This window comes from Burkholderia sp. BCC1993 (genome assembly GCF_905339865.1).
Taxonomy (GTDB): domain Bacteria; phylum Pseudomonadota; class Gammaproteobacteria; order Burkholderiales; family Burkholderiaceae; genus Burkholderia.
This window is the reverse complement of record NZ_CAJPGZ010000016.1, coordinates 181,595-194,596: the sequence shown is the minus strand read 5'-3', so window position 1 is coordinate 194,596 and position 13,002 is coordinate 181,595. Positions and strand designations below refer to the sequence as shown.

Below are 13,002 nucleotides of genomic sequence, written 5' to 3'. Positions count from 1 at the left end.
TGGAATGGGCGCTATGCGAGGGTCGCGGTCGCGGACATGGTCAGCCAGCCGTCGTGATCTTTTGCCCAGAGGTCGACGGTCTTGCCGTCGTCGGCGAGGCGGCCGCACACGCTGAAGGTGTCGCCGAGGAAGGTCGGCCGCACCGCGCGATACGCGTATTCGACGATCGTCGCGCCGGGCAGCGAGCGCGTCACGAGGTCGAGCAGCAGCGTCGAGATCAGCGGGCCGTGCACGACGAGGTCCGGATAACCTTCGACGTCGCGCACGTAGGTGCGGTCGTAGTGAATGCGATGGCCGTTGAAGGTCAGCGCGGAATAGCGGAACAGCATGACTTCGTCGGGCGTGATGTCGCGCTGCCATTGCGCGGCGTCGGGCGCGGCCTTCGGCGGGGGCGCGGCGGCGCCGGGCGCGGCCGCGCCGCGATAGACGATGTCGTGTTCCTCGCGGATCGCGACTTCACCCGCGGATTCGATCACGTGCTCGACGGTGACGAAGCCGAGCGTGCCGGTGCGGCCTTCCTTGCGTTCGACGGACAGCACGCGCGACGTGCGCGTCGCGATCGCGCCGATCGTCAGCGGGCGTTCGAACGTCAGCCGGCCGCCGGCCCACATGCGCCGCGGCAGCCCGAGATCCGGCAGGAAGCCGCCCTTGCGCGGATGGCCGTCCGGGCCGAGCTCGGCCTGCTGCGCGATCGACCAGAAATACAGCCAGTGCCAGGCGGGCAGCAACGCGTCGCCCACGGCGGGAACGACCGGATGGTCGAGCGTGGCCGCGAAGGCGACCGCACGTTCGGCGCTGATCAGGTCGGTCGCGACCTGTTGGGCATCGTCGCTGGCATGCGACCGGGGAGCATTCACTGTCACCTCCATCGCCGGGCGGGCCGGCTGTTCTGACTTGGCATGAAGTGACTTTAGGTGAAGCGCAGGCGCGGCGGAAATACCGTTTGAATGTACCGGTCATAGGGGTATCCTATGGCTTTCGCATCGACCGAACCGCCATGGACATCCGCCAGCTCCGTTACTTCGTCAGCATCGTGGAATACGGGAGCCTCGGGAAAGCGGCCGAAAAACTGTTCGTCGCGCAGCCGTCGCTGAGCCAGCAGATCGCGAAGCTCGAGGGCGACATCGGCGTCACGCTGCTGGTGCGCAGCCCGCAGGGCGTGAAGCCGACCGCGGCCGGGCAGGCGCTGTACCGCCATGCGCGGCTCGTGCTCCGGCAGATGGAGCAGCTGCGCCAGGAAGTGCGGGAAGGCGCAGGCAGCGAGTCGGGCACGGTCGCGGTGGGTTTCCCGACCACGATGACGTCGATCCTCGCGGTGCCGCTGTTCGAGCGCGTGAGGGCGCGTTATCCGGGCATCCGGCTGCAGTACATCGAGAGCATGAGCGGCTTCATCAACGAGCTGCTGGCGAACGGGCGGCTCGACCTCGCGATCCTGTTCCGCGAATCCAACACGACCGGCATCACCGCGATGCCGCTGTTCGACGAGGTGCTGCACCTGCTCGGCGAGCCGGGCGGCGCGGTGCCGTCGCGCGCGCGGACCTGCCCGCTCGCGTCGCTCGCCGGCGTGCCGCTCGTCGCGCCGGGCGTGCAGAACGGGCTGCGCCTGCTGCTCGAACGAACGTTCGCGCGCGAGGAGGTGCCGCTCAACATCATCGCGGATATCGACTCGCTGCCGACCATGATCTCGCTCGCGCAGTCGGGTCTCGCGTGCACGATCCTGCCGGCGTCCGCGCTGGCGTCGCGCGAGCCGTCCAGCCGGCCGAAGATGCGCCGGATCGTCGAGCCGGAGATCCGCCGGCCCGCGAGCCTGTGCTGGTCGAACACGTCTCCCGTCAATTCTGCCGCGCTCGCCGTGCGGCAAGCGATCGTCGAGTTGATCGGCGAACTGGCCGCAAGCGGCGCGTGGACGGGCATCACGCTGCGCGAAGGCGAATCCGCGCCGTCGTGACGGGCGACCTGCGCGGGTTCAGTCAGCGAGCCAGTGCGCGGACGGCCAGTCGCCGCGTTCGACCGCGGCGCGCATCTCGTCGACGAGCAGCGCGGTAACCGCCCGCACGGCCGCCGCGATCCGGCGTGTATTCGGCAACGCCAGCACGATCGTGCGCTGCAGCCCCGGATCGGACAGCGGCGCCGCGCGCAGCGCATCCCGCGCGATATCTTCCGTGACCGCGATGCTGGGCAGAATCGTGAAGCCGTGCCCGCGCGCGACGAGACTCTTCTGCACGCTCATCGCATTCGTTTCCGCAACGACGTCGAGCGTCGCGCCGGCGCCCGGGCGCGCCTGCTCCAGCATGTTGCGGATGCCGTGCGGCGCGCTCGGCAGGATCATCGGCCATGCGGCGATGTCCGCGAGCGCGAGCGGCCGGTCGGGCGCGAGGTCCGACGAGCGGGGCCCGACGACGCACAGGCTCTCGCCGAGCAGCGGCTGCACCTGGATGGTCGGCGTGGCTTTCGGGTTGTACAGCAGCGTCGCGTCGATTTCCCCGGCTTCGAGCCAGTCGCGCAAATGGCCGGCGTAGCCGACCGACACCCGCAGGCTGACCGACGGATGCCGCGCCTTCACGGCGGTCAGCAGCGGGCTGGCCAGCAGGTCGGCCGTGCTCGGCAGCAGGCCGATCGTCACGATGCCGGAGATCCGCGCGTCCGACGGCTGGATTTCCGCCCGCGCGCGGTCGAGCTCGAGCAGCGCGCGCCGCGCATGCTCGACCAGGATCTCGCCGGATTCCGTCAGCTCCATCCCGTATCGACCGCGCTCGAACAGCGCGATCCCGACGTCCTCCTCCAGCAGCTTCAACTGGCGTGACACGGCGGGCTGCACGATGTGCAGCACGTCGGCTGCCCGCGTGACGCTGCCGGTTTCCGCGACGGCCAGCAGCGCGCGCAATTGCTTGATGTCCATGCCGAATCGTGATCCGTGTATCAGGAAACTCTATTTCTGCGTGAGAGTAATCGCATTTTATGATTCCTGAAACAACTTCGTGAAGGAGCGCAACCGATGAGTACCGCAACGGGACATGAGCCGGCATGGCAGACGTCCATCTTTTCCGTTCTGAAGGCCGGCGGCGTGAAGCAGATCGCCTACGTGCCGGACGCCGGACATACGCAGGTGATCCGCAGCGCGATCGCGGACGATGAAATCGCAGCCATCGCGCTGACCACCGAGGAGGAAGGCGTGGCGCTGACGAGCGGTGCATGGCTCGGCGGCCAGCGCGCGGTGCTGCTGATGCAGAGCAGCGGCGTTGGCAATTGCGTGAACATGTTCTCGCTGTTACGCAGTTGCAATTTTCCGTTCTTCACGCTGGTGACGATGCGCGGCGAATACGCGGAATTCAATCCGTGGCAGGGTCCGATGGGCAAGACGACGCAGGCCGCGCTCGAACTGATGGGCATCACGGTGCTGCGCGCGGACCGCCCGGAGGACGTCGAGGAAATCGTCAGTGCGGGGTTCGACGCCGCCTTCGAAGCCGGCGAGCAGGTTGCCGTGCTGCTGTCGCAGAGCCTGATCGGTCGCAAGAAGTGGGAGCGGAAATAATGAGCGAGCAACAAAACCAGACCATCGAGCGCCGTGCGTTCGTCCGGAACTTGCTGGCCGGCGCGCCGGACGCGCTCGTCGTCAGCGGCCTCGGTTCGGCCTCGTATGACGTGTTCGCGGCGGGCGATCGCGTCGGCAATTTCTATCTGTGGGGCGCGATGGGCGGCGCGGCGGCGCTCGGTCTCGGCCTCGCGCTCGCGCAGCCGGAGAAGCCGGTCATCGTCGTGACCGGCGACGGCGAACAGCTGATGGGGATCGGCGCGCTCGGGACGATCGGAGCGAAGCAGCCGAACAACCTGACGATCGTCGTGCTCGATAACGGTCATTACGGCGAAACCGGCATGCAGCAGAGCCATTCGAGCCTCGGCACCGATCTCGTTGCGGTCGCGAAGGGCTTCGGGCTCGCCGATTCGTTCGCGGTACGCGACGCGCGCGACTACACGCAGATCGTCGAGCGCGTGAATGCGCGCAGCGGGCCGGTGTTTGCCCAGGTTCACATCCGCGCGGACGAGCCGCCGCGCGCGCTGCCGCCGCGCGACGGCGTGTACGTGAAGAACCGCTTCCGCGAAGCACTCGGTTACGCGCCGTTCTGAGCGCGCTTCACACGCCGTCGTTCGACGCAATCTCGTCGTTCCCGTCGAACGGCGGCGACCGCCGTGCCGGGACCGCTGCCGAATGCGTGCATCCGGTAGCGGTCCGGGCGATTCACACCGATTTCAGCGAGCCGGACATGCAACGCTACCTTCACTTGATCGACGGCGAACGGCACGAGCCCGACAGCCGTCAATGGTTCAACACAGACAATCCGTTTACCGGCCAGCCGTGGGCCGAGCTGGCGCGCGGCAACGAGGCCGATGCGGATGTCGCGGTGCGCGCCGCGCATCGTGCGTTCGTCGCCGGCGCATGGCGCGAGATGTCCGCGACCGCGCGCGGCCAGCTGCTGTGCCGGCTCGCCGACCGCATCGCCGAGCACGCCGAGCGCCTCGCCGCGATCGAGGTGCGCGACAACGGCAAGCTGTACGCGGAGATGCGCGGTCAGCTCACGTATCTGCCGCAGTGGTATCGCTATTACGGCGGCCTCGCGGACAAGATCCAGGGCGACGTGATCCCGCTCGACAAGCCTGGCTACTTCAATTTCACGCGACGCGAGCCGCTCGGCGTGGTCGCGATCATCACGCCGTGGAATTCGCCGCTGATGCTGCTCGCGTGGAAGCTCGCGCCCGCGCTCGCGGCCGGCTGCACGGCGGTGATCAAGCCGTCCGAGTTCACGTCGGCGTCGACGCTCGAGTTCGTCGAGTTGCTGCACGAGGTCGGCTTTCCGCGCGGCGTGGTCAACGTCGTGACCGGCTTCGGCAACGAAGTCGGCAGTGCGCTGGTCGCGCATCCGCTGGTGCGCAAGGTGACGTTCACCGGCGCCGATTCGACCGGGCGCCGCATCAACGAGCAGGCCGCGCGCGACTTCAAGCACGTGAGCCTCGAACTCGGCGGCAAGTCGCCAAACATCGTGTTCGACGATGCGAATCTCGACGATGCGGTGAACGGCGCGGTATCGGGCATCTTCGCCGCGACCGGCCAGACCTGCATCGCGGGCTCGCGGCTGCTCGTGCAAGCGCGAGTCCACGACGAGGTCGTCGAACGCGTGGTCGCGCTCGCACGCACCGCGCGGATGGGCGACCCGATGGATGCGGGCACGCAGGTCGGCCCCGTCACGACGCGGGCGCAATACGACAAGGTGCTGAGCTACATCGACATTGCACGCAACGAAGGTGCGCAGCTCGCGCTCGGCGGCCACGCGGCGGCGCGTGCCGAATGCGGCAACGGCTGGTTCGTCGAGCCGACGATCTTCACCGGCGTGCGCAACGACATGCGCATCGCGCAGGAAGAGGTATTCGGGCCGGTGCTGTCGGTGATCCGCTTCGATACGGAAGAGGAGGCCGTCGCGCTCGCGAACGACGTGCGCTTCGGGCTCGGCGCGGGCGTGTGGACGCGCGACATCGGCCGCGCGTTCCGGATGGCCGAGCGCATCGAGTCGGGCACCGTGTGGGTGAACACGTATCGCGCGGTGAGCTTCATGTCGCCGTTCGGCGGTTACAAGGATTCGGGGCTCGGACGCGAGAACGGCATCGGCGCGATCGACGAATACCTGCAGACGAAGAGCGTGTGGATCAACACGGGCGCGCCGACGGGGAATCCGTTCGTGATGCGCTAGCAGCGGTACGCAAATCCTCCCGACGCGGCATCAGACCGGACCGCGGGACAACATGGATCTGGAGACACCAAGCAATGGAAACCAATACCCTGCGGCCGAACGCGGTCGGCGCGCCAGCGGATTCCCGGCGACGCATTCGGGCGATCGTCGGCGCTTCGTCGGGCAACCTGGTCGAGTGGTTCGATTTCTTCGTCTATTCGTTCTGCTCGTTGTACTTTGCGCATGCGTTCTTTCCTGCCGGTGACAGGACGACGCAGCTGCTCAATGTGGCCGGCGTGTTCGCGACCGGCTTTCTGATGCGCCCGGTCGGCGGCTGGCTGTTCGGGCGCATCGGCGATCGCCATGGCCGCAAGCGGGCGATGGTCCTGTCGGTGCTGATGATGTGCGGCGGGTCGCTGGCGATCGCCGTGCTGCCGACGTACGCGCAAGTCGGCGCGCTCGCGCCGGCGCTGCTGCTCGCCGCGCGTTGCATGCAGGGGCTATCGGTCGGCGGGGAATATGGCACCAGCGCGACCTACATGAGCGAGATCGCCGAGCCGGGACGGCGCGGCTTTTTCGCGTCGTTCCAGTACGTGACCGTGATCGGCGGGCAGGTGCTCGCCCTGGTCGTGGTAGTCGCGCTTCAGCAGTGGCTTTCGCACGATCAGCTGATCGCATGGGGTTGGCGCATTCCGTTTGCGCTGGGTGCACTCGGCGCGGTTGTCGCGATGAGGTTGCGTCGTTCGCTCGACGAGACCACGACCGCGCATGCGCGCAACCGGGCCGATGCGGGCACGCTGAAAGGACTGCGCGGGCACGGCCGGGCCGTGGTAACGGTACTGGGTTTCACTGCCGGTGGCTCGCTGGTGTTCTACACGTTTACGACCTACATGCAGAAGTACCTCGTCAACACCGTCGGAATGCAGGCGAAGACCGCGAGTGCAATCATGACCGCCGCGCTCGTCGTGTTCATGGTGATGCAGCCGGCGTTCGGCGCGCTGTCCGACCGGATCGGGCGCCGGGCGTCGATGCTGATGTTCGGCGTCGGCGCAACGGTCGGCACGGTTCCGGTGATGGTGGCGCTGAAGTCCGTCCACGATCCACTGTGGGCTTTCGTCCTGATTCTCGCCGCGCTGGCGGTCGTGAGCCTGTACACCTCGATCAGCGGTCTCGTGAAAGCCGAGATGTTTCCGGCGGAAGTGCGGACGCTCGGTGTCGGGTTGCCTTACGCGATTGCCAATGCGGCATTCGGCGGGTCGGCGGAGTATGCGGCGCTTTCGTTGAAGGCAGCCGGTATCGAATCCGCATTCTTTTGGTACGTGAGTGCACTGGGTGCGATTGCCGCGCTCGCGTCGTTCCGGATGCGGGACCCGGCGACCGACGGCTATCTGCGCGATTGACGATGGCAGCGTACGCGAATGCGTCAGCGAGGCGGCAGGCTGCGGGTTCGGGTTTCGACGCTCGGGCAGTTCATGCCGATCGAGCGGCACGGAAACCCGACGCGGCTCGCCGTCTCCGCGCGCATCAGACGCGTGCGCCACATCCTCACCGCAACCGACGTACGCGACTGGCGAAGTCACCGATCCCGCTTCGTGAACGACACGCATTCTCCGAATTCCGCGACGGGCTTTCCGTTCGTCATCCCGATTGCGGATGAATTGATGAAAATGCGTGAAATGACATATTTGTTATTGCGTAGTCGGCAGGTTGTACGAATCCCGATATTGAAACTACACTGGTTATCGGCCGGCGCCGTGACACGCGGCTCTCCATTCAACACGCATCACAGTACTAATTAAACGCGTGCCGACAATCGCCATAGAGGATGCTTGCCTTGTTCCTCAACATCCAACGGGGGAAGTGGCGATGAAAATCGGGGCTGCGCGTCATCCGTCAACGGTTTGTTAGCCGAGCGGCGCGCGCATGAGCACGACCGGAGGCATTCACGCGACGTCACTCGGGCTGCACGGCTCGAGCCCGGCGATGACCGACCTGCGCCGCTATCTGGCGAAGGTCGCGCGCACCGATACGACAGTGCTCGTGACCGGCGAAACCGGCACCGGCAAGGAGCGCGTCGCCAGCGCCGTCCATCGCCTCAGCACCCGGACCGACAAGCCGTTCATCGCGGTGAACTGCGCCGCGGTGCCCGACAGCCTGTTCGAATCCGAGATGTTCGGCCACGAGCGCGGCGCGTTCACCAGCGCCCAGCACGCGTTTCCCGGCCGCTTCGTCGAGGCCGACGGCGGCACGCTGTTCCTCGACGAAGTCAGCGAGATGCCGGTCGCCGTCCAGGCGAAGCTGCTGCGCCTGCTCGAGGACCGCACGGTGATGCCGGTCGGCTCGCTGCGCCGGCGCCCGGTCGATGTCCGGATCGTGGCGGCGAGCAACGAACGACTGGAGGACCTGGTCGAGGAACGCCGTTTCCGTGCCGACCTGTTCTATCGCCTGAACGTCGCGCGCATCGAGATACCGCCGCTGCGCGAACGGCCGGAGGACATCGCGCCGATCGTCGATCACTTCGTCGCCGAACACAACCTGCAGCGGGCGATGCGGGTGGGGCGGCCCGATCCGGCGCTGCTCGAATGCATGCGGCATTACCGGTGGCCGGGCAACGTGCGTGAGTTGCGCAACCTGGTCGAAGCGTTGTTCATCGATGCGCCCGAAGGGCGCCCGTTCGGGCTGGGCGACCTGCCGCCGGCATTCCGGCGCCTGTTCCTGCAGGATTTTTCGGCCGGTGAGCATGAGCGCGAGCGGCTGGTCTCGGTGCTGCGCCAGACCAACTGGAACAAGATGGAAGCGGCGCGCCAGATGAACTGGTCGCGCATGACGCTGTACCGCAAGCTGGCCAAGTACAACCTGGACGCCGGCAACACTGCATCGGTGTGACAGCCGGGCTGTCACATGGTACAGCCCGGCAGCGTTCCCGAATCCCGCTCCGGCCGGGAAATTCCACGGCAAATCATGCGCTTGCGCCGGCCCGCCCGCGTTGGCCCGCTCCTTGCGAAGCAGAACGGACAGACCGCCCGTCGCCATGCAAGGAGGCCGTCGTGCACGTCATCGAGCCAAGCCAGGACGCCCCGCCGGAGCCGGCCCAGCCGGCCGGCCAGCCACGGCCGCTGCTCGCCAGTTATGCGAACTATTTCGAGGTCGGGCACAACGCGTTCGAGTTCCTGATCGATGCCGGGCAGGTCGAGCCGCAGTCCGGCAACGTCCAGTTGATGAGCCGCGTCGCGATCAGCCCGGTGCATGCGAAGCTGCTGGCGCAACTGCTGGCGCGCGCGATCGCCCAGTTCGAAGCGACGCACCACGAAATCCCCGACATCGGCGACCCGGAACCGGATCTGGAGATGCTTCCCCCGCAGGAATTCGAACGGCGCGCGATCGATGCGCGCAGCAAGCCGATGCTCGGCGGCCGTCACGACGAGCCCGATCAAAACCAGAGCTGAGGACACGACATGGCAGCGCAACTCCATCCCAACCGCATGGTCCTGACCGACCGCTTCCCGATGCTGGGCTTCACGATTCGCGTCGGCCACGCGCCGTGCGTCGCGGAACTGGTGATCGCCACCGATCCCGCGCTGTTCACGCGCAAGGACGGGCGCACGTCGTCGACGTTCTATACCAGCCGCGAGGACGGCCTGCTGGCGATCCCGCGCGGCGAAGCGGTGTTCATGGTGCCGCCGGCGGTGCTGGCGCGCTTCGCGGGCGCGAGCCGGATGTGGTTCGGCCTCGCCACCGCGGCGTCGCCCGCTGCCGATGCGTGGACGGTCGACGTCCTGCCGAATGCCGACAGTCCGTACGTGTCGCTGTCGGGGCTCAGCGACCGGGGATTGCGCCGGGTCCGCGTGTTCCCGACGCGCGGCACCGCCGCCGTCAGGAGTCCGCTGCTGAACTGGGCGGGCGACGCCACGCGGCCGGGCGCGACCGCCGTGCCGGCGCCGGCCGCACCGGGCGCCGCCCCCGCCGCGCCGCAGCCGGCCGTCGAGGGCGCTGCGCCGCACCACGACGTCCATTACGACGACGGCTTCGGTCCGCTTCCGCCGCTCAATGCCGCAACGCCGGGCGCCGCGACGCCCGCCGCGCCGGCGCCAGCGTCGGCCCCGGCCGCGCGCCCGGCATCCGCCGTCGCACCGGCACCCACCATCGCACCGGCACCCGTGTCGCAGGGGATGAGCGACGACGCCGGGTTCCGCCTCGCGGGCGAACGCCGCGGCTTTACCTGGCCGCGGCCGCGCAAGCTCTCGACCGTCGAGCGGGCCGCGCTGCGCGCGATACTGAGCGCGAATCCGGCCACCGCGTCGCTGATGCTGCTGCTGCCGGTCGCGATGCGCAACGGCCTGTCGGTCTCGATCGGCGCGGGTGCGGGCGCCGGCCTGGAATCCGGGGGCGCGGGCGCGGTCGGCCTCATCTTCGACGCCAATGGCGACGACATCGGCGTCTTCGTGTCGGGCGAGCTCGACTTCGGCTACATCGTGTCGGCGAGCCTCACCGGCCAGATCAGCCTGCTGCGCGGCCATATCGACGATTTCGCGGGCACCGGCACGACGGTCGGCGTGATGGTCGGCGAAAGCCCGGCCGGCGGCATCTCGGCGCTGTTCAATGCCCGCGGCGAATTCGTCGGCGTCACGCTGTCGGCCGGCGTCAGCGCCGGCAGCCCGGTGAGCGTCTTCGTCGGCGTCTCGCGCGCCGCGGCGGGCACGATCGCCACCGCGTCGTCGTCGTCGTCGCTCGCGTGGTCGCGCGGCCTGAGCGCCGACCCGGAGGCCTACGGCATCGATACGCCACCCTACAGCGACGACGATGCGGCCGCCGAGCCGTCCGCGACGGCCAGTGCGCTGGCGCTGGGCGCGCGCGAGAACAGTCTCGTCACGCGCACGGCCGCCAGCCCGAATTTCGACGAGGGGCGCGGCAGCAAGACGATCGACCGCATCATCATCCACATCGCCGACGTACCGACCGTCCAGCAGGTGGTGAATACCTTCACCAATGCGTCGTCGAAGGTGAGTTCGCATTACCTGGTCGGGCAGGCGGGCGAAGTCGTCCAGTTCGTCTCCGAGGCCGACACGGCGTGGCACTGCAAGGGCTCGAACCAGCGCAGCATCGGCATCGAACACATCGCGGTGAAGCGCGGCGGCGCCGACTACCCGCGTCGCAACGGCACGGTCCAGCATTTCGATGCGCTGGCGCCGACCCAGCTCCAGTACGAAACCTCGGCGGCGCTGGTCGCGTCGCTGTGCGACAAGTATCAGCTGCCGATCAACCGCACGACGATCATGGGCCATCGCGAGGCCGACACCTCGACCGGCCATACCGCGTGCCCCGACGGAAACTGGGACTGGGACTACTTCATGCGGCTGGTCACCAGCCGCACCTGCCAGCCGCAGGCGGCCGGCCAGGCGCTGGGGCTCGCCGCGCGCGGCCTCGGCGACGACATTCCGCTCGATCCCGGCGTCGGCGGCCTGTCGATCGGCACCGACGCGCTGGAGATCGGCGACATCATTCTCAGCACCACCGGCAATCCCGGCTCCGGCGCCATTCGTGCCGGCTCGGGTGCGGAGGTCAGCCACGCGATGCTCTATGTCGGTCAGGGCGGGCAGGTGATCGAGGCGATTCCCGGCGGGGTCCAGTTGCGCCCGCTCGCGGACGCGCTGGCCGACGCGCGCCTCGCGGTCGCGTTCCGGGTGCCGGGCCTGACCGATACGCAGCAGCGGCAGGTTGCCGATGCCGCCGCGCGCTACCTCGATCGCGGTTTCAACTACGTCGGGCTGGTCCGCTGCGGCAGTTACCTGATCGACCGCCACGCGTGCGACCTGCTGTCGGGCGACGCGGCGGAGCGCTGCCGCCGCTTCGTCGGCCGCATCGAGCTCGGCGAAGGCGCCGACACCGACAACTTCTTCTGCTCGCAGTTGGTCGCCCAGTCCTTCCAGGACGCGGGCAGGCCGATCGTCAGCGTGCCGCCGCACTGGGTGCCGCCGGGCGATCTCGCCAGCCTGTCGACCGGCACGATGGCCCCCGGAACGCTCGCGTATGTCGGCCATCTGAAGGCGCCGATCCCGAGCCGCGGCTTCTTCGGCACGAGCCAGGCGCTGTCGGTCGCCTCGGGCGCCGCGCGCGCGCTGGGCGCCGACGACTGGTCGGTGAACTGGGACGAGGTGCAACTGACCCCGCAGCCCACCGACATGGGCTGCTGGGCGACGGCCGCGTCGATGGTGATCGGCTGGCGCGACAACCAGAGCGTCGATCCGACGCTGCTCGCGCGCTGCATCAGCCTCGAGCGCCAGATGCGCGATGGTCTGGCGCCGGCCGAGGTGGCGGGGTTCGCCGGGGTGTCGACGCTCACGGTCGAACCCAATGCGTGCTTCGCGCCCGAAGGCTTTCGGCGGCTGCTGGAGGCGAACGGGCCGATCTGGGTCGCCGAAGTCGTGCGCGCGCCGGTCAACTTCTTCCATGCGGTGGTGGTGACGGGCATGTATCGCAGCGGCGACGCGTATTTCGTGCGGATCACCGATCCGCTGGACCGGGTGGTCGGCACGCCGGGCCATCCCGGCGCGCGGACCCTGCCGCCGACCCACTCGACCGGCAGCCGCTACATCATGACCTACGAGGATTTCGTGTCGGAATACGAGGCGGCGGCCGGCATCGGCGTGATCCAGCTGATGCATTCGGGCGGCACGTTCGGCCACACGATCAATCGCGGCAGCGCGGCGGGCGCGGGCTACGCGCTCGGCGTCGAGCCGCCGGCCGCGGGCGGCGAGTTCGGTTTCGGCGTGAGCCTGACCCGGCGCACCGAGAGTCGCGACGGGCGCAGCTACGATCTCGCGCAGCTCGCCGGGCTGGTCCAGCCCGCCAATGCGCTGGCGGGCGGCGCCGGCCAGCCGCGCATGGCCGGCCAGCGCATCACCCTCGACGACTGGCCGTACATCGACGGGCCGAGCGGCCGCACATCGGCGCCGGTGTCGATCGACTGGGCGTGGCAGGGCGGCGCGGTCGGCGACGTGACGATTGCCGCGGACCACGGCCAGATGCTCGACGGCTGGAGCGCGTTCGTGCGCGCGGATATCGGCCGCGGTTCCGGCACCCCCGAACGGGCGAGCGTCAGGCTGCGCATCACCACCACGTTCCGGCATGCCGGCGAGGAGGACCAGGTCGGCGTGACCGAGGTGGCGCTGAACGGCGACGGCCGCTTCCAGACCGTGCACGGCGCCGACGGCGCGCCGCCGCTTCCGGCCAGCGGCACGCAGCCCGCGCCGCGCGAACTGCAACCCGCCTGACCCCGAGGGAT

10 protein-coding genes are annotated in these 13,002 nt (G+C 68.7%); 8 read left to right on the top strand and 2 right to left on the bottom strand.

The features are described 5' to 3' along the window. Positions 1 to 11: 11 nt before the first annotated feature. Positions 12 to 869, bottom strand: coding sequence for a MaoC family dehydratase N-terminal domain-containing protein (locus tag U4Y91_RS26355; RefSeq protein ID WP_415750499.1), 858 nt, complete (start codon positions 867 to 869; stop codon positions 12 to 14). A gap of 128 nt (positions 870 to 997) precedes the next feature. Here U4Y91_RS26355 and U4Y91_RS26350 point away from each other — a divergent pair, with 128 nt between their 5' ends. After that, positions 998 to 1,948 (top strand): LysR substrate-binding domain-containing protein, encoded by a 951-nt coding sequence (locus U4Y91_RS26350; protein WP_321807542.1) that lies wholly within the window; start codon positions 998 to 1,000, stop codon positions 1,946 to 1,948. Between the two features lie 18 nt (positions 1,949 to 1,966). Here the strand turns inward: U4Y91_RS26350 and U4Y91_RS26345 are convergent, their stop codons facing one another. Beyond that, positions 1,967 to 2,899, bottom strand: a complete 933-nt coding sequence (locus tag U4Y91_RS26345) for a LysR substrate-binding domain-containing protein (protein ID WP_044846919.1) — start codon at positions 2,897 to 2,899, stop codon at positions 1,967 to 1,969. Positions 2,900 to 2,995: 96 nt separating this feature from the next. On the opposite strand from U4Y91_RS26345, the gene U4Y91_RS26340 reads away from it, so the two are divergent. The 7 genes from U4Y91_RS26340 to U4Y91_RS26310 all read left to right on the top strand — a co-directional run bounded on the left by U4Y91_RS26340 (position 2,996) and on the right by U4Y91_RS26310 (position 12,991). Then, positions 2,996 to 3,532 (top strand): thiamine pyrophosphate-binding protein, encoded by a 537-nt coding sequence (locus U4Y91_RS26340; protein ID WP_044846918.1) that lies wholly within the window; start codon positions 2,996 to 2,998, stop codon positions 3,530 to 3,532. Further along, positions 3,532 to 4,125, top strand: coding sequence for a thiamine pyrophosphate-dependent enzyme (locus U4Y91_RS26335; RefSeq protein WP_044846917.1), 594 nt, complete (start codon positions 3,532 to 3,534; stop codon positions 4,123 to 4,125). The genes U4Y91_RS26340 and U4Y91_RS26335 overlap by 1 nt, the downstream gene beginning before the upstream one ends. A 137-nt stretch (positions 4,126 to 4,262) precedes the next feature. After that, positions 4,263 to 5,741, top strand: a complete 1,479-nt coding sequence (locus U4Y91_RS26330; protein ID WP_321807541.1) for an aldehyde dehydrogenase — start codon at positions 4,263 to 4,265, stop codon at positions 5,739 to 5,741. Positions 5,742 to 5,815: 74 nt separating this feature from the next. Continuing rightward, entirely contained in the window at positions 5,816 to 7,120 is a 1,305-nt protein-coding gene (locus tag U4Y91_RS26325; protein ID WP_321807584.1) for an MFS family transporter, read from the top strand. Between the two features lie 523 nt (positions 7,121 to 7,643). Beyond that, positions 7,644 to 8,606: a sigma-54 dependent transcriptional regulator gene (locus tag U4Y91_RS26320; protein WP_321807540.1), complete on the top strand. Its 963-nt coding sequence runs from the start codon at positions 7,644 to 7,646 to the stop codon at positions 8,604 to 8,606. A gap of 161 nt (positions 8,607 to 8,767) precedes the next feature. Then, positions 8,768 to 9,166, top strand: coding sequence for a DUF3467 domain-containing protein (locus U4Y91_RS26315; RefSeq protein ID WP_321801916.1), 399 nt, complete (start codon positions 8,768 to 8,770; stop codon positions 9,164 to 9,166). 9 nt (positions 9,167 to 9,175) lie between these two features. Continuing rightward, a complete protein-coding gene (locus U4Y91_RS26310) occupies positions 9,176 to 12,991 on the top strand; it encodes an N-acetylmuramoyl-L-alanine amidase (protein WP_321807539.1) in 3,816 nt (1,271 codons plus the stop codon). The last annotated feature ends 11 nt before the right edge of the window (positions 12,992 to 13,002 follow it).